The sequence below is a fragment of the Vibrio sp. TBV020 genome (genome assembly GCF_046056895.1).
Taxonomy (GTDB): Bacteria; Pseudomonadota; Gammaproteobacteria; order Enterobacterales; family Vibrionaceae; genus Vibrio.
On sequence record NZ_JBEEAQ010000003.1, the window covers coordinates 2,150,909 to 2,171,043 of the forward strand.

General features: G+C 42.9%; 19 protein-coding genes. 2 read left to right on the top strand and 17 right to left on the bottom strand.

The annotated features are described in order from the left end of the window. Positions 1 to 10: 10 nt before the first annotated feature. Together AAFX28_RS17830 and AAFX28_RS17835 are read right to left on the bottom strand one after the other, a co-directional pair. The gene (locus AAFX28_RS17830; RefSeq protein WP_408689656.1) at positions 11 to 1,429 is read right to left on the bottom strand and encodes a basic amino acid/polyamine antiporter; all 1,419 of its coding nucleotides are present in this window, start codon (positions 1,427 to 1,429) and stop codon (positions 11 to 13) included. A 473-nt stretch (positions 1,430 to 1,902) separates the two neighbouring features. Further along, on the bottom strand, positions 1,903 to 2,124 hold the full coding sequence (locus tag AAFX28_RS17835) for a hypothetical protein (protein ID WP_408689658.1): 222 nt from the start codon (positions 2,122 to 2,124) through the stop codon (positions 1,903 to 1,905). A 286-nt stretch (positions 2,125 to 2,410) separates the two neighbouring features. Here AAFX28_RS17835 and AAFX28_RS17840 point away from each other — a divergent pair, with 286 nt between their 5' ends. Continuing rightward, a complete protein-coding gene (locus AAFX28_RS17840) occupies positions 2,411 to 3,277 on the top strand; it encodes a patatin family protein (RefSeq protein WP_408689659.1) in 867 nt (288 codons plus the stop codon). 49 nt (positions 3,278 to 3,326) lie between these two features. Here AAFX28_RS17840 and AAFX28_RS17845 read toward each other — a convergent pair whose 3' ends face one another. The 9 genes from AAFX28_RS17845 to AAFX28_RS17885 all read right to left on the bottom strand — a co-directional run bounded on the left by AAFX28_RS17845 (position 3,327) and on the right by AAFX28_RS17885 (position 12,522). Further along, on the bottom strand, positions 3,327 to 5,201 hold the full coding sequence (locus tag AAFX28_RS17845) for a methyl-accepting chemotaxis protein (protein WP_408689661.1): 1,875 nt from the start codon (positions 5,199 to 5,201) through the stop codon (positions 3,327 to 3,329). Positions 5,202 to 5,450: 249 nt separating this feature from the next. Beyond that, on the bottom strand, positions 5,451 to 6,053 hold the full coding sequence (locus AAFX28_RS17850; protein ID WP_408689663.1) for a 2OG-Fe(II) oxygenase: 603 nt from the start codon (positions 6,051 to 6,053) through the stop codon (positions 5,451 to 5,453). Positions 6,054 to 6,160: 107 nt separating this feature from the next. After that, positions 6,161 to 6,499 carry a DOPA 4,5-dioxygenase family protein gene (locus AAFX28_RS17855; protein ID WP_408689664.1) on the bottom strand — a complete coding sequence of 113 codons (339 nt, stop codon included), beginning with the start codon at positions 6,497 to 6,499 and terminating at the stop codon, positions 6,161 to 6,163. 121 nt (positions 6,500 to 6,620) lie between these two features. Next, positions 6,621 to 7,259: a response regulator gene (locus tag AAFX28_RS17860; RefSeq protein WP_408689666.1), complete on the bottom strand. Its 639-nt coding sequence runs from the start codon at positions 7,257 to 7,259 to the stop codon at positions 6,621 to 6,623. Further along, positions 7,252 to 8,613, bottom strand: coding sequence for a cache domain-containing protein (locus AAFX28_RS17865; protein ID WP_408689668.1), 1,362 nt, complete (start codon positions 8,611 to 8,613; stop codon positions 7,252 to 7,254). Before AAFX28_RS17865 ends, AAFX28_RS17860 begins: the two co-directional genes overlap by 8 nt. Before the next feature lie 91 nt (positions 8,614 to 8,704). After that, on the bottom strand, positions 8,705 to 9,988 hold the full coding sequence (locus AAFX28_RS17870; protein WP_408689670.1) for a TRAP transporter large permease subunit: 1,284 nt from the start codon (positions 9,986 to 9,988) through the stop codon (positions 8,705 to 8,707). A gap of 10 nt (positions 9,989 to 9,998) precedes the next feature. Beyond that, entirely contained in the window at positions 9,999 to 10,532 is a 534-nt protein-coding gene (locus AAFX28_RS17875) for a TRAP transporter small permease subunit (protein WP_408689671.1), read from the bottom strand. A 131-nt stretch (positions 10,533 to 10,663) separates the two neighbouring features. Further along, complete coding sequence (locus tag AAFX28_RS17880; protein ID WP_408689672.1) at positions 10,664 to 11,752, bottom strand: TRAP transporter substrate-binding protein; 1,089 nt, start codon at positions 11,750 to 11,752, stop codon at positions 10,664 to 10,666. A 395-nt stretch (positions 11,753 to 12,147) separates the two neighbouring features. Next, the gene (locus AAFX28_RS17885) at positions 12,148 to 12,522 is read right to left on the bottom strand and encodes a MarR family transcriptional regulator (RefSeq protein ID WP_408689673.1); all 375 of its coding nucleotides are present in this window, start codon (positions 12,520 to 12,522) and stop codon (positions 12,148 to 12,150) included. A 223-nt stretch (positions 12,523 to 12,745) separates the two neighbouring features. On the opposite strand from AAFX28_RS17885, the gene AAFX28_RS17890 reads away from it, so the two are divergent. Next, on the top strand, positions 12,746 to 13,420 hold the full coding sequence (locus AAFX28_RS17890) for a DUF2982 domain-containing protein (protein ID WP_408689674.1): 675 nt from the start codon (positions 12,746 to 12,748) through the stop codon (positions 13,418 to 13,420). A 44-nt stretch (positions 13,421 to 13,464) separates the two neighbouring features. Here the strand turns inward: AAFX28_RS17890 and AAFX28_RS17895 are convergent, their stop codons facing one another. The 6 genes from AAFX28_RS17895 to AAFX28_RS17920 all read right to left on the bottom strand — a co-directional run bounded on the left by AAFX28_RS17895 (position 13,465) and on the right by AAFX28_RS17920 (position 20,085). Next, on the bottom strand, positions 13,465 to 14,121 hold the full coding sequence (locus AAFX28_RS17895; protein ID WP_408689676.1) for an MBL fold metallo-hydrolase: 657 nt from the start codon (positions 14,119 to 14,121) through the stop codon (positions 13,465 to 13,467). Positions 14,122 to 14,198: 77 nt separating this feature from the next. Further along, positions 14,199 to 14,741: a DUF882 domain-containing protein gene (locus AAFX28_RS17900; RefSeq protein ID WP_408689677.1), complete on the bottom strand. Its 543-nt coding sequence runs from the start codon at positions 14,739 to 14,741 to the stop codon at positions 14,199 to 14,201. 183 nt (positions 14,742 to 14,924) lie between these two features. Further along, entirely contained in the window at positions 14,925 to 16,478 is a 1,554-nt protein-coding gene (locus tag AAFX28_RS17905) for a murein L,D-transpeptidase (protein ID WP_408689678.1), read from the bottom strand. Between the two features lie 105 nt (positions 16,479 to 16,583). Further along, the gene (locus tag AAFX28_RS17910; RefSeq protein WP_408689679.1) at positions 16,584 to 17,669 is read right to left on the bottom strand and encodes a DUF1513 domain-containing protein; all 1,086 of its coding nucleotides are present in this window, start codon (positions 17,667 to 17,669) and stop codon (positions 16,584 to 16,586) included. Next, complete coding sequence (locus AAFX28_RS17915; protein ID WP_408689680.1) at positions 17,650 to 18,681, bottom strand: imelysin family protein; 1,032 nt, start codon at positions 18,679 to 18,681, stop codon at positions 17,650 to 17,652. The genes AAFX28_RS17910 and AAFX28_RS17915 overlap by 20 nt, the downstream gene beginning before the upstream one ends. Before the next feature lie 9 nt (positions 18,682 to 18,690). Further along, a complete protein-coding gene (locus tag AAFX28_RS17920) occupies positions 18,691 to 20,085 on the bottom strand; it encodes a di-heme oxidoredictase family protein (RefSeq protein WP_408689681.1) in 1,395 nt (464 codons plus the stop codon). Between the last annotated feature and the right edge of the window lie 50 nt (positions 20,086 to 20,135).

The window sequence follows — 20,135 nt, forward strand, 5'->3', positions numbered from 1 at the left end:
GGATTTCAAACTAAAAGCTCACACTTAAGCTGCCTTGCCAAATCATTCCGACTGCTACCATAGCGACAATCCCTAACACCCCAGCTCCGAGCTTTTCTTTGCCCTCAAAAGGGTTAATTCCCTGCTCTTTCTTCGCTTGAATATAAAAATATAACCCAGGTAGATATAAGAGCGCTGACAACAATAAATAATTAAGTCCTGAAGCGTATAATAGCCAAATTCCGTAAATTGTCGCGCCAACGCCAATCAACAGCAAACTACCTTTATTCTTTTCTTCAATGGCAATCTTTAGAACAAATGCACCGACTAAAAAGTAAGGGACTAGGATCATTTCAGAAGCAATGATAAGTAGTGTGTCGTAAGTACTACCTGCAAACATCACAAAGATGAGCGAAATCTGAATCCATACATTGGTCAAGGTCAGCGGCCTAACAGGGCTACCCGCTTTATTGAGCTGTGCATATTTTTTTGGAAACATCTTCTCTTTTGCACAAAGGTATGGCGCTTCAGATGCTAAAACAGTCCAACTTAAGAATGCACCACAAACTGAGATTAATAAGCCAACACTGATGATGTATTGTCCCCACGGGCCAAGAATATGCGTCAGTACCTTCGCCATAGATGGGTTCTGGTAGTTAGCTAATTCAACCGGTTTTACAACACCCATGGATAGAAGAGTGACGAAGACATAGATAGCGAGAGCAGTAAGTAGGCCAAGTATCGTCGCACGTCCAATATCTTTGCGGTTTCGGGCACGACTAGAGACCACAACCGCGCCTTCTATACCGATAAACACCCACACAGTCACAAGCATTGTACTCTTAACCTGTGACATGAGGTCATGACCCTCACCAAAGTGAAGCCCTGTAAAATCAAGCGTAAACGTGTTCCAACTGAAAGCAAACATCGCTGCAATAATAAAGATAAATAGAGGAACTAGCTTAGCGTAGGTCGTGACCATATTGATCAGAGCGGCGGTTTGTACGCCTCTGAGGACGAGAGCATGAACCATCCACAGTAAACAGGAAGCACCAATAGTTGAGATTAAGGTGTTCCCTTGACCAAATATAACGTTATCAGGCGTATCGAACAGCATGCCTAAAGTACTAAATACAATAACTAAATAAGAAACATTGGCCAGCATTGCACTTAACCAATACCCCCAAGCAGAACAAAAGCCGACAAAATCACCAAAGCCTTCTTTAGCATAACCAAATACACCACTGTCTACATGAGGACGATGTGATGCGAGCTTCTGAAAAGAAAGCGCTAAAAAGATCATCCCTATACCAGTGATTGTCCAACCAATAATCACTGCCGCTGGGCTGGCTATGGATGCCATGTTCTGAGGCAAGCTAAACACACCAGCACCAATCATTGATCCAATGACGATCGCTGTTAAAGAACTCAAGCCGAGTTTGTTATCCATTATTATTTCCGGAGTTACCGTTCAGGAGGGTGCAATATTACGCCTAAATGTCAGCGATAGTTAGGGGCTGTGTGACCTATATCGCGTACTTCGAAAGCGAATCGTATGTTTCATTGTCACCGATCAATTCATGCGACGCATTATAAGTCTTTTGCCCCATTAAATAACCAAAAATGTCGCAATATGTCGGAATAGACGCAGGAACTCAGGTAGAGATACCAAAATAGAACAACTTAACAACATATTGACCCACTAAAAGTTAACAGCCCTGCGATTCTTGTTAGAAAAATAATATGCATAGAAAGTGAATAACTCGCATAAAACTCAACATGTTCTAAACTTAATGAAAGTGGCGGAAATAAAGCAATTTCCGCTCTATGTATCCATTACTTCCTGTTTGTACGGTCGCTATATGCGACCTTTTTTTTGCAACAAAAAAGCAGCCTAATGGCTGCTTTCTTAGACTTTCTCTCTTAATGGTTAGCTGTATCATCACGTTGGCCGAATTCAGCCTGCTGATAGATGTCCGCCAATGTTCTGTCTTTTCTAGGTTTGGCGCTCTTCGACTTAGTCATACTTTGAGAGCTTTGGCTATTTATCGCTTTCTCATGCGCTTTAGCTGACTGGATAAAAGCTGGATCAGCCAAAGCTTGTTGGCGTAGGCGATTAACGCGTTCAATTGTATCTAACAACATAGTGCACCTCCAGTTAACTGTATTTATAACCAGTATAATTCAACATTACGCAACGTCAAGAAAATACTGTATGTACACACAGTCATTAACTAATAACCCTCTAACACGATTGATGTTACACACTCGCAATAAATAGATAAAAACGTCAAAATCTATACTATCAATAGTAAAAACCTATCGAAGTAACGATAGGTATTGCCTATCACAGTTATATAAATGAACCATTTTTGCTATCCGTGATGAGCTTCTAAACTCTCCTTCAACATCAATAAAAACATTGGATACTATGAAAGCGATAGTTGTTGAAGGTGGTGCTATGCGAGGCATCTTTGCGGCAGGCGTATTAGACACATTTATAGAAGATGGGTACTTCCCTTTCGATTTTGCAATTGGCGTCTCTGCGGGAGCTTCAAACCTTGTTGGCTATTTGTCAAAACAGAAAGGTCGTAGCTACAACGTCATTACGAATCTAGCGACTGACCAAGCGTTTTACGATATTAAACGGTTTATGAAAGGGGGAAATCTTGTTGATGTAAACTGGTTAGTTTCTCAATCAGAACAGCATTATCCACTGGATAGCGAAGAGCTCTTTTCAAACACACCATTATGGGCTGCAGCCACTAATATTGAAACTGGCTATGCTGACTACTATAAAGTGACTCCTGATAATATCGAACAAGCTCTTGAAGCCACGGCTGCATTACCCATCGCATACAAACAAACCCCTTGTTTTTCAGGTGGATGTTACGCAGATGGGGGCGTCGCGGACTCTATACCTGTCATCGAAGCCTATCGCCGTGGTGCTAAAGAAATTACCGTGGTTCTTTCTCACCCGTTAAGTTATGAAATGCCGGTAAGTCGAAGCTCTTGGTTGATCAAAAAGCTTCTCAATAAACATCCAATGATTGGCCAAGCCATGCAAGAGCGAGCAACTCGTTATAACGAATCACTCGCGTTTATTCGAAACCCACCGGAAGATGTCATCATTCGTGTAATAGCGCCACCTGAGTCGTTTTCAGTTAAGAGGCTTACAATGAAGCATGAAATCCTAAATGAAGGCTATCAAATGGGCCTAGAAGAAGGGAAAAAACACCTTGCGAGTCGACAAGGTGTCTTCGGGTTAACAGAGGAGAACTGCCACTTTTGTATTTAGGAATACACGTCGTCACTTAAACAATCGTGGCACTCTTACGTTTATTTATCTAAACAATAAAAGTTTCCAAACTGCTGTTCCTATCATTACTGAGTTTCAGTTTCTGAACACCAGTGCGTGTGTCAGAAACTAACTCAGTAACTTGACTAGAAAGTTCACGGATATTGGTTGCATTGGTGCTAATTTCTTCAGCCACGATACTTTGCTCTTCGGCTGCCGTCGCTATTTGCACATTCATATCATTGATCGACTGGACTTCACCTGAGATAGACGTCAGCTTATACTCAACCTCAGAAATACTTTCGATAGCTGTTGTAGCTTGCTTGATGCTTTCAGACATCGACCTTGCTACTTTTTCAGTATGGTTTTCTAGTTCATCAAGAATACCCGTTATATCTGTCGTTGCATCCTGAGTGCGCTTAGCCAGCTGTCGGACTTCATCAGCAACCACAGCAAAACCACGTCCAGACTCTCCTGCTCTTGCCGCCTCAATTGCAGCGTTAAGAGCCAATAAGTTGGTTTGGTCTGAAATATCACTAATTACATGCAACAAGCTTTTGATACTTTCAGCAGAAATATTCAGTTGATTTACGTCCTGCCCTGACTGTTCTACTACCTCAGACAGCTCTAGAATAATCGAACTTGACTTTCGTGCTGTAGCGACTCCGACTCCTGATGCTTCAAACGCTTGGTTAGCTGCTTGTGCGGCATTTTGTGTGCTTCTTGCCATCTCTTGCGCTGTACTGCTCATCTCATGTAAGGCGGTTACGAGCTGTTCAACTTCCTGCTGCTGTTGCAAGATCGCGACTTCCGACTTTTCCGAGTTACTCACCGCAGTGTCTGCTGCCCAATCAAGCTCATTCGATAACGACTTTGAAGATTGAATGTTTTCCTGCAACATACCAACAAAGCTGTTAAACGCACCCGCGATATGCGAGAACTCTTTATCCACTTTCGTATCTAGACGATACGTCAGATCTTTTTTAGAACCACTAGATGACAAGCTATTAATACCATTAGTCATCTGTCCTAAGGGTTTAAGCAACTTAGAAACCGTAAAGCCAAGAACAGTAATTGCGATAAGCGAAACCGCCACCAAGTAAATTAAGGTTTGATCACGCATCTCATCAAGCGATTGGTAAACTTGTTCTTCATTGAGCACTGAAGCAATTATCCACTCATTGCTCATTACTGGAAGTTGCTGAACGATTTGCTGCTCTCCATTCAGTTTCATCCGTTGCTCTGACTCACCTACTTTTAATGACGGGTAGACTTCTGATATTGGCCGACCATTATTTGCACTATTTGGATGGGAAATAATTCGTCCATCCTGAGTCATGAGAAATAAGTATCCAGCGTTCAATGGAGAGATTTTGTTCACCTTGTCACTCAATACCGACAAGCTAACATCAAAAAAGCTCACCCCTTTTAACTCGCCAGCGATGTCAATAGGAGCCGAAATAGACACCATTTGCTGATTGGTGTTTACATCGATATAGGGCTCAGTGATGATGAGTTCACGTTTTTGCTTCGCGAATTGATACCAAGGCCTATCTCTAGAATCCCAGTTTGTAGGCGGTGTCCAACCATCCACATTGACCACTATCCCCCCATTCGACTCAAAGCCCACCCCGGCAGAGGCAAATAGTTCTTTGATTTTTGGTTGGCGAATCAACTGATAAATGAAATTAGCATCAAGCTGATTTTCTATAGTCTGAGTTGTTGAGAGGGCTATGTTTCGCCAACCCGAGATTTCAGAATCAATGGTTGTCTCAACACCCAACAAAACTGACTCGATAGTATTGTGGATTTCCTTCTCGCGCTCGGTATAAAGAAACGAATATTGGAAGTAGGCCAATGTGGCAAGGGATACAACTAATAGCGATAACTTGCTAATTAGAAGCTTACGTTTAAAGGTTAACACGGAATTTTTATCTCTTAGTATGAGGGGCATACTGACACTACCCCTCAGTAGTAATGAATGGTTCTCTTGTCTGATTGTTGTTTTGTAATCCTTGTCAAAACAGAGTACCTATAGGAGATAAAAACCTCTTACTAATTAACCTTAACCAATCTAAAGTAACATTAAGCTGAGCGGAACCGGCTATAAAACAGAGAGTTACGAATATGGGATGATATCAGCATCAAACTGGTTAGAGGTTTCGCTTTTATGTTAATGCGCAATATCAAGTTGATTGTCTTTGACACCATTAACACGGAACCAACCTGCGATGCTAAAACGTTCGGCGTTAGTTGGTAATACTTCATGAGGGAATTGCTCAGAAAAGAAGACAAACAATCGACCTGACTTTGGTGGAATTTTTGCGATCTGGTTGTCATCGAGATCGTAAACGACTAACTCACCTGCATCTTCTTCAGACCAAGACTCATTCATATAAAACACTGTGGTTAGGCGTCGGTTCTCGTTACCTTTAAAACAATCAAGGTGCTTCTGGTAAAAGTCCCCTTTCTCATACTTAGCGAAGTGCGCTTCATATTCAAATAAACCTAGGAAGAAGTGACGATTCGCCTCTAAACGAATACGTTCCATTTTATCCAAGAAGGATTCAACTGGCTGACCCATATCACGGCGTAACCATTGAATTTTGTCACTTCGAATTGCACTCTCACGCATGACCTCGTCATTTCGTCCAATACGAGCCTTATTCCAATCCTCTGGTATGCAATCTCTTAGCTGTGAAACTTCTTCTTCTGATAAGAAGTCGTCCCAAACGTAGTAACCTTGTGTGAGTAGAGCATCGATAAGTTGGTTCATGAATGGCTATTGTCCAATGATAAAATCGAGGACGCCTTATACACAAACCAACAGATATCGCACAAATCAAATTTATTGCCGTGACGACAAACCTAACTTATGAAAGGTTAAAAACGAGATAAGTCGAGGGCGACAGGCTCACCTAACCAATAAGCAAAATCGGTATGGTCTTTGTGGTCATCACCCGTTAAAGCGTGAACAAGCACTGAGAAAGAGTTGCGATGTGTCTCTAGCCACGGAATTAGATCTTCAAAATCAGAGGCTGTAAATGTGATAGAGAAACTCCACATCAGGTGAGGACCAACTGGCTTTTCATTGAAGTTGCCAACTGGTAGAGAGAACTGTTCGATGACATCGTGACGAAGCTGCTTAGCGACACTGCTCGTCGCCTGATCGAAGTAAATATGAGCGTGGTAATCTTGATGGATGTTTTTTGGGAAGGCCATAAATCATTCTGTTTCTATTTATTAGTACCAGTATGTTAACAGCTTTACCTTTCACCTACGTCTTTACTTACAATCATTACACTAGTGTCATAGGTATATACACCTAACTCACTTACATAAGTTATGACACTATACCCTGCTCCACCGCGTACTTAGCTAACTCCGCAGTGCTGTGTAAATCGAGCTTATGTTTGATGTTTTGACGGTGAGTTTCCACAGTTCGGTAGCTGATGTTAAGTAGTGAAGCTATCTTCTTGCTGCTATTTCCTTCTGCAACGAGCTTCAACACGGCTTCTTCTCTACGGCTTAAAGGGTTTGGTTTCTGGATGTTGGGGATCACTTCTTGGGAAAATAGAGTTTGCGTGGCGGACTCACAAAAGTAGGTTGATCCCAGATAGACTGTTTTGATCGCCTGTACCATTCTTCGCGCACAAATCTCTTTGAGCATATAGCCTACAGCACCAACCTGCATTACTTTCATGATGTACTCACGATTGTCATGCATAGTAAGCATCAACACTTTCACATCTGGCAACGACTCTTTGATAATTCGAGTCGCGTCTATCCCATTCATCAATGGCATACTCACATCCATCAAGACTACGTCTGGGAGTAATTCTTTGACTACATCGACGGCCTCTACGCCATTACTGGCCGAGCCAATCACTTCAATATCAGGCTCTGTCTGAAGGCGAGCGATAAATCCATCTAAGACCACTTGGTGATCATCAACAATCACCACTTTAATTGGTTTATCCATAAACTAATCCATCCAATTCTAGTAATACGGTTATTTCAGTACCAAAGCCAGGTTCACTCTCTATTTCAAAGTCTCCACCAATGAACTCTACGCGCTCACGCATGTTTCGTAGTCCAATCCCTTGTTTCCTAAGTGTAGAGTTCACATCAAAACCTACCCCATCATCTCGAATAATGAGCTGCAGCATATTGCCCATCTGCTGCAAAATAACACTTACTTTTTTAGCGCTCGCGTGTTTTTCAATATTGGTGAGTGACTCTTGAGCAATACGATACAAGGTCGTTGCGACTTCTGATTGTAGTTTGCCAGGTTGAGTTGATAACGATGCTTCAATCGCGACACCCGAATGTGATTTAAAGTCTAGCAACAAACTGTTCATCGCTGCTTCTAGTCCAATATCATCCAACGCACTTGGTCTTAAACTGTGGGATATGTGTCTTACTTCGTTGATGGCAGTCATTAACGATTGTTGCGATTTTACGATATGTTGCTGAAGTGGTGCGTCATCAATCTTACTTGCCAATAGCTCTAGATGACACTTGCTAGATACCAGCAGCTGGTTTATCCCATCGTGAAGCTCTCTGGCTAGATATTTTTTCTCATCTTCTTGAAACATCACCGTTTTGTGAGCTAGTTCTTTGAGACTTCTATCCGCTAAACGGTGTTCGTGCAGGTTAACAGCAAGGGTAATTACGACGATCACTCCCACAGTCACAATCATAATCACGATCACTGAAAAGAAGGTCGTCTCGATGTTCCTATTCACTTCAGATTTAAGGTTTGCTACCTCATAGGTAATATCTTCGATGTACAAACCTGTACCAATCATCCAATTCCATTTGTCTAACCATGCAGCGTAACTCAGCTTAGTCACGTTTTCGCCTGTTGAAGGTTTTTGCCACAAATATTGATGGAATCCACCGCCTCCCTGAGCCTGAGCTAACAGTGCCTCAATCAAATGATCTCCATTCTCATCTTGAATGTGCAATAGGTTCTGCCCGATGAGGTCAGGCATGATCGGGTGAACGAGGTTAGTACCAGACTCATCGTATGCGAAAAAATAGCCATCTTTATCTTTTCCGTAACGAAGCTTAGATAGGATTTCTTTCACACGAAGCTTTGCGACATTTTCAGGCAAGCTGGAATCATTGTAGATGTGAGAGATCGCGTCGAAAGCAAGATCAACATGATCTTTAAGAGCCGTTTCCTTGGAGCGAATCAGTCCGTCTTCAAAAATTTGGATCTCTTTCTCACCCAGCGTCTTCGCTTGATGAATCGAAATCCAACTGGTTAAAGCGGTAACAAGTAATAGCGGCAATAAACTGAGTAAAATCAGTTTGGCTTGTAGAGGCATTCCTTTCCCTCAAATAACAACAAAGGCCGCCTACCATCATGGTAAGCAGCCTCACTTTATCAGTTGTCACCTTTTTAGCGTAACTCTCCGATCACATTCCATAAAATTCTGGGAAGACCAACAAACTTGCCAAGACCAGAATCTGGATTGCGATAAATGGCATTACCCCACGATAAATGTCTCGCGTCGTCACTCCTTTTGGTGCAACCCCTTTTAAATAGAAGAGACTAAAACCAAATGGAGGAGTCAAAAATGACGTTTGTAGGTTCATTGCAATCAGAATCGCAAACCACGTCATATTGATGCCCATTAACTCAGCAACTGGTGCTAAGATCGGAACAATGATGAAACAGATTTCAACGAAATCAATGAAGAACCCAAGGATTAAAATCACTAGCATGGTGATGATCAGGAAGCCCCACTTCTCGCCTGGAATTTGTAGCATCCATTCTTCGACTAAGTAATCACCGCCGGTGTAAGTAAACGCCATCGAGAAAGCTGTCGCACCCAGCAATATCGCGAAAACCATCGCTGTTACTTTGACGGTCTCTTTCGACGCTTCGTAAACCATTGACCAACTAAATTGACGATACAACAGCGCCAATACAATCGCACCAGCACCACCAAGGGCTGCTGACTCTGTTGGTGTTGCGACGCCTGCAAAGATAGAACCTAATACCACAACGATAAGTGCTAATGGTGGGACAACGGCTTTAAGCGCTGCGATGACTTCATCTTTTCGGCTGATATCACCTTCACTCGGAATAGGCTTTGCCGCTTCTGGGTTCAGCTTGGCATATATCAAAATGTAGATAACGTATGCACCAACAAGAACTAACCCTGGCCACACCGCAGCTTGGAATAGGTCGCCGACTGGGACACCTAGTACGTCACCTAACAGAATCAAGACAATAGAAGGTGGAATAATTTGACCCAATGTACCCGACGCACAGATAGTGCCACACGCAAGACCTTTGTCGTAATTGTACTTGAGCATCACAGGTAAAGAGATAAGGCCCATAGCCACAACAGACGCCCCAACGACCCCAGTCGACGCAGCTAATAGCGCTCCTACCAAAACCGTTGAGATGGCAATACCGCCGCGCACACCACCGAACAACTTACCCATTGATTCAAGTAACTGCTCTGCTAGGCGAGTTTTTTGTAAAACTAGCCCCATGAAGACGAACAAAGGAACAGCCATCAAAACGGTGTTTTCCATGATGGACTGAATTCGGTAAGGCATGAAGGCAAACATATCCATACCTTCTGCCCACACACCGAAAATTAATGCGATACCACCAAAGGTAAACGCAACAGGGAAGCCAAGTAGCAAAGCAAACAAGGCAACAAAAAACATTACAATACCGACCATTGTTGTCTCCTTACTTTTGCTCTTGAGCGTGAATTAGGTGCGGATTAAAGATCTTGTTTAGAGAGTGAATCAGTAGACCAACACCGCTGATAGCCATAAACAAGAACGAAAGAGGGATCATCGCTTTAATGATCCAGCGGTAAGGTAAACCACCAGGGTCGCCTGACGTTTCTCCTAGTGAGTAGCTTTCTTTCGCAAAGTCGATGCCGTAATACGCAACAAGTAAACAAAATGGAAGCAAGAAGAAAATGGTACCCAGTAGATCAATGATTGATTGTGCTTTATGAGAGAGACGCTCATAGAACAAATCAACCCTAACATGTCCACCAGCTTTGATAGCATAGGGAACACCGAGTAGGAAAACTGCTGAGAACAGATGCCATTCCATCTCTTGAAATGCAATAGAGACATCGTTAAAGACATATCGCATCACCACGTCATACACAACGTTAGCGAGTAACAATATAAACAGTATGCTTGAAAGCCACCCTAAAAAATCACCGAAGCGATTAAATAGACGCTCTATGTATATTAGGCTTCTCATTCCCTACTCCATGGAATTTTGAAAATAGCGCCACTTTTCACGTGGCGACAAATTATGTTTTGAATTAATTAGGTTTCTTGGGCTAAGTAGGATAAGTGACAATGTCACCTATCCTACTTTCATTATTATCTTTATTGAGCTTGGCTATTTAGATACGCACGGTGTGAAATATCTGTCCATGAGCGTACTTGCTTAAGATAGTCTGCTTGTGACTTCTGAATCTCTTTCGCTAGTTCATCTTTTTCAGCATGCTTAGCTAGAAGACGATCGTTCGCTTCACGAAGTGCATTCATAACCTCAGGTGGGAAGTCTTTAACTTGAACGTCTGGGTACTCAGACTTAATTGACACCCAGTTCTTACCACTTTCATGAGTCGCTTGAGTGTACATATCGTAAGCGGCTGTACGCATTGCAATACGTAAGATTTCACGCAGATCTTCTGGTAGACGTTCATAAGTACGCTTGTTCACTAGGAACTGAAGCTCTGAACCTGGCTCATGCCAACCTGTGTAGTAGTAAGGAGCAATTTTGTGGAAACCCATACGTAGGTCAAGTGATGGACCAACCCACTCAAGTGCATCAATCGTACGGCGCTCTAGAGAGGTGTATAGTTCTCCTGGTGCAATATTTGTTGGTTTAGCACCTAGTTCGGCTAAGATCTCACCAGCAAAACCTGGGATACGCATCTTCAGACCTTGTAGATCTTCTACTGAGTTGATCTCTTTCTGGAACCAACCACCCATCTGAATATCCGTGTTACCACCAGGGAAAGACATCAAATTATGCGGAGAGTAAACCTGCTCCATAAGCTCCATACCACCGCCGTGATAGAACCAAGCGTATTGCTCAGCTGGCGTCATACCAAATGGCATTGACGTAAAGTAAAGCGTATTTGGCACTTTCCCTTTCCAGTAATATGAGCCTGAATGGCCTAAGTCATATTGACCCGACTTAACCATGTCAAAAATGCCAAGCGGCGCTTTGTGTTTGTTTGCTGAATCGATACGAATCTGTAGACGGCCATTCGACATTTTCTCAGCCATTTCCGCCATGTTTTTAGTCGCATCTCCGAATACTGGGAAGTTCGGTCCCCAAGTTTCTGCTAGCTTCAAGCGATAAACTTTTTCAGCAGCACTTGCCGATGTCGCCATAACCGCAAGCGCAGCGGCCATTGCAGTGCCCTTAAGTACTCGTTTTAGAGATTGTTTAATAAGACTCATGTTCACGTCCTTTGTTTAACGGTCATACCTTTCTAGGTACCTTTTGTTTCACCTATAGAGTGAGTTATCTATAAGCAACATAAAATCAGCGTGAACACGGAGAAAATTTAACAGTTTTAATTGAACCAAGACTAAGGTATTACGTAGAAATACGTAGGATATTAATCATAATCGACTAATTAGCCCTAAAATTCAGTAGATTAAGTTAATTATCATAATGAGAGTTAAAGCAGAAAATACGTAGTGGTAGTTTGACTAACTTAATCAAATTAATAATGAGATGTGTGACAAGGATTAACAACTGGAATGTTAGAAGCGATAAAGCCCCGACAATGTCGAGGCTCTAAAGGGTGTTTTCACAGCAAATATTGATGCCGGAAAAGGGCTATTGGCAATTAAACTGCTTTGTAGATAACTTTGTTGCCAGATAGCTGCTCTTTCACTACTAGATTTTCTTCTAGAAGTTTTTTAAGAGCGCCAGTTGCCCAAGAAGCTGCTTTTGCGTCTTCTTGACCAGCTGCTAGACCGATACCTTTAGGGTTGATACCTTCTGCGTTGTTAACAACGATGTCTAGAACTTGTTGCTGCTTTGGAGTAAGCGCAACGTCAGTTGTTTTAGCCGCAGCTACAACTTTCTCCGCAGCTGGTTTTGCAGCTACTTTTTTCTCAACTTCTGGCTTAGCTTTCTTTGTTGCTTCTACTGTTGCAACTGTCGCTTTAATGCGTTTTTGCAGTTTAAGCTGCACTTTACGCTTATGAGCAAGTCTCATCGAGTATTTCTCCATTTCACTGCATACGGAGCAGTGGTGAAAATTTGAAGCGCGATTTATACCAAAAATTTGCCCGCATTTACAGAGTATGAGCGCCTTTATGCCACAAAAATACGCGATACTCCTACATGAGACTACAATTTAATCAATAGTCTTAGCATTGAGTTGAGAAACCACTGATTATATAAACAGATGTGTTTTGTTGTTTAGAGTGGTACCAAAAATGGAAACCGTACACCTTACAAATCAACCGTTTATTTTCTCTACAGTCACAATTAGGTGGATTAGTGGAATACTGATTATCGGCTGTCTGATTTTACTGCTCTACTTCCCAGGAATAGAACAAGCCGTATTAAGTATCCTCGCAATCCTATCTTTAGGTGGGTTTGGCTACCTGTTAATCCTGAAAAGCACGGTTCGTTTTACTCTTACCGCTTCTCACTTTCAGCAACACCTTTTTAAAGGCGGATGGGTAGTAAGATGGAGTGACGTTAGCAACATAGGCATCTGCACTTATGAAAATGATGGTTGGCACCAGCCATTACCTTGGATAGGCATCAAACTCAAACATTACTCCCCTTACCTAAATAGTATTTGCCCTAGGATTGCGACTGAGATTTTGCTTAGCCAACGCGCCCTGCTCTACCTCGGAGCAAGGCAACATAAGCAAGGAGAAAGATTCGAAGAGATTGTATTAGACTCAACGACGTATAAAAACGAACAAGGTGATGAGTATAAAGGGTTACTCGCAATGCTTGCTAACCGGATGAAATATCAACGATGTTATTTTGATTACGATATTTTTATTTCCGCACACGATTTAGATCGTTCGCCAGAGGAATTCGTAGGACTGGTGCGCCGTTACTTAGCGGCTGCAACAACTGATGAGCAGATATAAAAAAAGGCCGCATAAAGCGACCTCAACTTGAAAGGTATTCACATTTAGTACAATGGCATTTCATCTGCAACAAACGGGTTTGATGCTCTTTCACGGCCAAATGTGGATTCTGGACCGTGACCAGGAACAAAACGCACATCGTTGCCCAACGGCCACAGTTTGGTCTTAATAGAGTTAATCAGCGTATCGAAATCGCCTTTTGGAAAATCTGTACGACCAACAGAACCGTTAAACAAGACATCACCAACAAAAGCCAGTTTTGCTTCGTCGCTAAACAATACAACGTGACCTGGCGTGTGGCCTGGTGTATGAATAACATCCATCACCTGATTACCAAACTTAATCTTATCGCCATCGTTTAGCCATTGATCAGGTTCAAAAGCTTCAGTTAACGGAAAACCGAACATCTGACTTTGACCTTCAAGGCCTTGAAGCCAGAAATTGTCATCTTGATGCGGACCAACGATTCCTACGCCATCTAATTCACGAGCAAGCGGCTCTGTACCACCAACATGGTCTAGATGCCCATGAGTTAAGACAAGGTTAACTACTTTCACGCCTAGCTCTTTAATAAGTACCGCTAACTGTTTTACGTCACCGCCTGGATCGACAACAATACCTTCCATAGTTTCGTCACACCAAACGATAGAGCAGTTCTGAGAAAACGAAGTAACAGGGACAACTTGATACTTAAGTGACATATATTAACCTTGATAAATATCCAAACTGGCTGAACTATGACACTTGCTCATCACTTTGACAACTCTCAGAGCTTTAATTAAGCCCAGTAACGCACTGGCCCTGTATCAATATGAATAAAGTTACTACCTGGGTAATAACCAACACCACCAAACTTAAGCTCTCGCGCCACATCACGCACTTGTTTTAAGTTAACCCCATCAAGGCGGAAATCGATCGCTTGCCCAAGCATATGGTAGCTTTTTTTAGCTACGCCACTCGACTTACCGCGCAAAGCCTCATTTGTTGCAGGAGAACGATATCCTGAGATGATTTGGACCTCTGCTTCTACACCCAGCTCTTGCTGTATCTTACTGATATGATCGAACAAACGTTTATCCATTGGATGAACTTCATTGCGACGAAAGTCGCGACAAAGGTGATTCAAACGATTCAGCTCTTTGTCTACATAATTGTTGCCATCGAAGTAACACGTTTCTAATGCTTCTCGTGTATGGAGGTTAGTTAAAGCGAGACTACGCGGTTGATCTGGATAAGACGCAAATGCAAGGCTTGGAGTACAAGTCGCTACCACCAAACCACTACCGGCCAGCTTAATGAAATCTCGTCGGGATAATGCCACGATAAATTACCTTCACAAATAAGTTGTAGAAATGTGTCGAACCGCGACACTACATAACTCTCTTATGAAGTGCAAATGCATAAACCGTGCACAAATGTGTATTTAACAGGCGAGAAACTGCTTAATTATTGAACTATCTAGTAAAAAAACGGAATCAATAAAATTGTAAATAATGCGTCAATTTTATCCCTTAGGGAATGCAGATTTATCTAAGCGGTAAATATCTTCCCTATAGTGGACACTTCCTTCCTCATACCACGCAGTCTGATAGATAATGTGTACTGGAACACGACTTTTTAATGGAATCGCCTGATTAGACTCAGGTTCTTCACTTAATCTTGTATTGCGCGCCACACCTTGGGATTCAATCAATCGATCAGCAAAAATGTCTGCATTTTCCACGCGAATACACCCTGAACTGAAGGCGCGTTGATGTTTACTAAAGAGGCCTTTGCTCGGGGTATCATGCAAATATATGGCTCGTTTGTTTGGAGTATTGAACTTGTATAGGCCCAGCGCGTTGTCATCGCCAGAGAGCTGAGTCATACGATACGGGAACGAGCTTGGCGTTAAACTGTCCCAATCGATCGATTCTGGATCAATGACCTCTTTCGAGCCCCATTTAGGTATGATCTTAATATTCTGCTTCGTTAGGTATTCTTTGTCTTGCTGCACTTTAGGAATAATATCTTCTACCATGATCTTCCACGGCACATTCCAAGTCGGGTTCAAGATAAGAGAATCAAGCCGAGTTCTCATCAACGGTGTTGGGCGCTCTACTTTGCCTACCACCACTTTAGACTCAAACACTTCCTGCCCTGATGACCAATAGGTCATTTCAAAGCTCGGAACGTTAACGACGATTATAGTGTCTCGCTGAACAGGCCAATAACGAATTCTTTCGGCATTGATCGCTAAGGTAGACAAGCGCTTTTCAATCGGAAGGTTAATCCATCGAATCGTATCTGGCCCAATAATACCGTCAGGTTTTAAACCATGGAGAGCTTGAAACTGTTTAACCGCGACCTCTAGTGTCGCATCAAACCAGTGTATTCCCTTTTTAACATCGATAAGATCAACATCAACAATCGACAACCGCTGAATCAAAACCTCTCGATTATCTAGCCGATCGCCTACCTTTTTTAATCCAGATTGATGATAGATAGGGGTATCTAGCTTCTCGAACTTAATGATGTGAAGATACGTATCAACAAGATATTGGTAACCGGCAGTGTCAGGTGTGTAACTCTCTATAAGTTCAATTAGCTGTAGCTGAGCTATCGCCCTTTTCAACGCTATTTGAGCACTCTTAGGAGGAAGGGGTAAAGACGTAGTTAAATTGTGTTCAAAGAACCAGTACTTACCTTCAACTTTCGACGATTCGGCATAACTTAGATATAGCAGCAAGGTGTCTGTGGCCAAAACGTCGTATTCGTGCCAGCGATTGCTTTTACGATAGAACTGAAGATAACTTAATTGACGAGAAAATAACGGGCTAAAACCTGCATGGTCGATAACTTCAAGCTGAAATTCTAACTTACTGCTCTGTTGTAAGTCGAACCAGATCATTTGATTGTCATTATCACGATAGACCTCTTCTACCGCTTGAGGGTATTGGAGAAGGCTATAAAGTGGACTGTCTGATGGAAGCCAGCCAATTTGATTAAAGTACTGAGCACCGAAAGCTGCTGGAGCAAGTAACCACAATGCCAACAGCTTGCAAATCCATTTTCCCATGCGAGTCCCCTCTAACTCCTTAAGCCTTAAGTATGGCAGAGTTAGAAGGAAACTAGACGACTTGTTTATGAGAATTAAGCTGGTAAAGTCAGCTCGATTTAATGACTAACTTATCACTGACCAATGGTTATCCCATTGAATTCCAGAACGTACTGTACTTTTACGTCCAGGCTTTGCTTGGCTGACAACACTCCCAGCTCCAGAGCTCACTTTGAACTCTTCAGCTTGCACCACAACGCCTGAGGCATCAGGCAATGGAGAGAGCTCTACCAGTTTCCGAGTATGCTTCGACCAAATACCATAGCAATTGCCACGTGGTGAAGTTGCCAAGATCCAATCCTTAGTCGCCGCAATGCTGGCAATATAATGATTAAATCTCGCCCACTGTTCGGGTTCAGCATGTAACGGTTGCAAATCCCCACCCGCAGTATGCATAGCTAATAAAGATGGGGACTCGTCGGGCTCCCCTCTATATTGTTGTCCACACAAGACGGTTTTAGAACCATCATGGGCTAAATGGCGAATACTTAATTTGGAATCTGGTAATCCAACTTGTTCAAGCAGCTCACCATTTCGATCAAGATAGCTCAAGCTAGGCGTCATTGAATCTAAATTAAGCGGTTCACGCCCATTGGTATGCACTCCACCTACTCCGATAGCGAGCGAGTCATCCGGCATAACGATGACTTCGTGCGGACCTAGTCCAAAACCGGTAAACTCGGCGACTTTTTCATAGCCCGCCACAACGTCATAAACTCCAATTATACCTCGACTTGTTCCACGCTCTCCTTCAGTGGCGTACAACCATTGGCCGTCGTTCGAGTAAACACCATGCCCGTAATAATGACGATTATGATCTGCAGCTCGCAGCTTCACCGACTCACCCGATTGGTAATCGAACACTTGAAAGTAAGTACCCGGCCTACGACCAAATGCAACCGCGTGCCTCTGAGCTACGTTGGAAGCAACTCCATGACCTCGCTCAGGTAAAGGAACTTGATGTAGGGGCATACCACTTGAATCAGCAACGACGGCGCTGAAACGATCTCGCCCCGAGATAGAACAACCAATTAAAGCAGGTGTAGATGCCTTTTCAGGAGTCGAAACACAACCTGCTAGTGGGTAAGCTGCCCCAAATAGAGCAGCTTTTAGTAATGAACGTCGTGTAGTATCAGTCACCATCAGTTGCATTAAATCCTATAATAACACCTAACTCTATCGCGACTTCTTCATGAATAAGATACTTAAGTTGTTCCAACTTGTTGTATTGAGCATAAGCCGTTTGGTAACCATGCTTGGTTTGCAACAAATCAAACAAGCTCTCATCCGTTGGCCAAGTTTCTAAGGTCATAGAAAATTGATTGGCGATACGATCCGCTAAAGATGCATGATCGTTTGCTCGCAGAATTGCATCAAGACCTTGCCCATCAGCAAAATAGAGCGTCTCAAGCGCTGCAACATTTGCCTTTAAGTTCTTCATAGATGTTTCTGATCGCCATGACTCAGAAAAGTAAGGTCTTGGTTTACCAAAGTTCGCCAATGGACGACTCATCTTCTTCATGCTGTATTCAAGTTGGTTTGACAACAAAGCAATATATTCAGAGTCCCATTGCTTTTCATCCAACTCGACCCATGGGTTTTTTGCCCATGCTTGCGCGATTTTAGCTGTATTTAACTCAATATTTTTGGTTATCGACTGTGCGGTCACACAGGTTTGCGGATTATTCATCAGGTCAGATGCTTGATCGAACAACAGCCACTCGACCGAACCAAGCCCTTGCACTGTGACGCTTTGCGCCGAAATCTCTTGTTGAGTTGACGGACCAGGTTGCTTTATCAACGCCGTCATCTTTCGACCTGTAGTATTTTTCTTATCTGGCCAAAATTGGATATTCCAACTTTGCGCCAATGCCTCTTCTGGCCCTCTCTCTTGCCCCTGAAGTGCCATCCAAGCCAACATAGTTTGATGCCACTGTGCTTCTAATGATTCTGTACTATCATCACCAGTACAATAACTCTGCATAACCTGAGCAAGACTTTTAGCCTCATTTTGTAGCGTCTGAGCTGAGGCAAATTCGACTTCATACACCTTTTGGCTGAAATGGTTCGTCAATTCCGGTTTCGGTTCTTCATTATTTGTAGACTGACAGCCTATTAAAAACACAGAAAAGGCGGCGCCTAAGCTGAACTGTTTTATATTCATTATTCAGACCTATAGTGAGTTAAGGAATGCAATCAGTGCATCTCTTTCTTTTTCATTGAATTTCAACACATTTTGCTTCGCTGCTTCGGCTTCACCGCCATGCCATAGCACCGCTTCCATCAGGTTACGTGCACGGCCATCATGCAGGAAGTAAGTGTGATTATTCACTTCTTGAGTATATCCAATACCCCAAAGAGGTTGCGTTCTCCACTCCTGACCATTTGCAAGATATTCTGGTCGGTTGTCCGCAAGGCCAGGCCCCATATCGTGCAATAACATATCGGTATATGGGTGAATGGTCTGGTTGGATAAAGCAGGTAGATTGTCTCGCTGTGCTGTTTTCACACTTGTTTTGTGGCAGCTTTCACAACCTACCTTAGCAAACAGTTTCTGTCCAAGCTTGACTTGAGGATCATCGATATTACGACGAATTGGCACTGCGAGGTGCTGAGAATAAAACTCAACGAAGTCTAAAATATTGTCACTGACTTCTGGATTGCCGCCGTTAGGGAGATCATCACAAATGGATTGCTTGGATGTACAGTTTTCATTTGGGAACAAATTGCTGGTCAAGCCGACATCACCATTAAACGCAGCTGCATTTTGCTGCATTAAGTTCGGTTGCCCAGCTTTCCAACCAAAGCGACCAATCGCAAAGTCAGATTTACGCACATCCCATACAACATTAACTTTACCTGAAATCCCGTCACCATTAGCATCGTTCTCATCGGCCCATGCTTTCAGGGTTTCGTCAGGAATACTTTCGAGCAAACCAAGGCCAATCATTGGCGGAGCAACACGCGCTGACATTTGTGTATCAGGGTGCATTTCGCCATAGCCAAGCGCTGTAATTGATAAATTCGGTTTACGTAGGTTCACGACAGTACCATCAGCAAACGTTACTGGTACTTCATCATATGTAATGTTGATCGTCCCTTCAGGCTTTTGATCCTGTAAAGCGAAATCTTGAAGCTGACCACCATAAGTAGGCTCGGGAATAACACCATCTTTGATAAACGCTTTTTTCTGTGCTGGTGTCATTGCAGGAATACTCAACCTTACCAACATCGACACAGCATGTAGGTCATTTTCTTCTGGTGGATGACCACGTCCATCTTTGATGTGGCAGTTTTGACAACCATTGGTATTAAACAAAGGACCTAATCCATCACGTGCATCCGTCGAAGCCGGTGCTTGAACCCAAGGGTTTCTAAAAAAGCTGTTTCCCACGCTGAAGTCTAATCGCTTAGACATAGGTAGGTTACCCGCAGGTAATGAAAAAGCGTTCGGGCCGTCTTTCTTAACAGATGTATCACCACCCGACTTGACGTCATAGGCAGCAACAGACGAAGAAACACCTAACATAAGCAGGCTGATAATGGCAGGTTTCGTGTACAACTTCATTACGATGACTCGCTAAGCGGACAATGTCCGCAATTTTTAAATGGGAATTA

Bases quoted from the DNA above. Each gene is read 5' to 3' on its own strand.
- AAFX28_RS17885 (WP_408689673.1), bottom strand. From the start codon at position 12,522: ATGAGACTTGCTCATAAGCGTAAAGTGCAGCTTAAACTGCAAAAACGC.
- AAFX28_RS17865 (WP_408689668.1), bottom strand. From the start codon at position 8,613: ATGCCTCTACAAGCCAAACTGATTTTACTCAGTTTATTGCCGCTATTA.
- AAFX28_RS17850 (WP_408689663.1), bottom strand. From the start codon at position 6,053: ATGAACCAACTTATCGATGCTCTACTCACACAAGGTTACTACGTTTGG.
- AAFX28_RS17905 (WP_408689678.1), bottom strand. From the start codon at position 16,478: ATGGGAAAATGGATTTGCAAGCTGTTGGCATTGTGGTTACTTGCTCCA.
- AAFX28_RS17840 (WP_408689659.1), top strand. From the start codon at position 2,411: ATGAAAGCGATAGTTGTTGAAGGTGGTGCTATGCGAGGCATCTTTGCG.
- AAFX28_RS17880 (WP_408689672.1), bottom strand. From the start codon at position 11,752: ATGAGTCTTATTAAACAATCTCTAAAACGAGTACTTAAGGGCACTGCA.
- AAFX28_RS17860 (WP_408689666.1), bottom strand. From the start codon at position 7,259: ATGGATAAACCAATTAAAGTGGTGATTGTTGATGATCACCAAGTGGTC.
- AAFX28_RS17855 (WP_408689664.1), bottom strand. From the start codon at position 6,499: ATGGCCTTCCCAAAAAACATCCATCAAGATTACCACGCTCATATTTAC.
- AAFX28_RS17920 (WP_408689681.1), bottom strand. From the start codon at position 20,085: ATGAAGTTGTACACGAAACCTGCCATTATCAGCCTGCTTATGTTAGGT.
- AAFX28_RS17870 (WP_408689670.1), bottom strand. From the start codon at position 9,988: ATGGTCGGTATTGTAATGTTTTTTGTTGCCTTGTTTGCTTTGCTACTT.
- AAFX28_RS17835 (WP_408689658.1), bottom strand. From the start codon at position 2,124: ATGTTGTTAGATACAATTGAACGCGTTAATCGCCTACGCCAACAAGCT.
- AAFX28_RS17875 (WP_408689671.1), bottom strand. From the start codon at position 10,532: ATGAGAAGCCTAATATACATAGAGCGTCTATTTAATCGCTTCGGTGAT.
- AAFX28_RS17895 (WP_408689676.1), bottom strand. From the start codon at position 14,121: ATGTCACTTAAGTATCAAGTTGTCCCTGTTACTTCGTTTTCTCAGAAC.
- AAFX28_RS17830 (WP_408689656.1), bottom strand. From the start codon at position 1,429: ATGGATAACAAACTCGGCTTGAGTTCTTTAACAGCGATCGTCATTGGA.
- AAFX28_RS17910 (WP_408689679.1), bottom strand. From the start codon at position 17,669: ATGCAACTGATGGTGACTGATACTACACGACGTTCATTACTAAAAGCT.
- AAFX28_RS17915 (WP_408689680.1), bottom strand. From the start codon at position 18,681: ATGAATATAAAACAGTTCAGCTTAGGCGCCGCCTTTTCTGTGTTTTTA.
- AAFX28_RS17890 (WP_408689674.1), top strand. From the start codon at position 12,746: ATGGAAACCGTACACCTTACAAATCAACCGTTTATTTTCTCTACAGTC.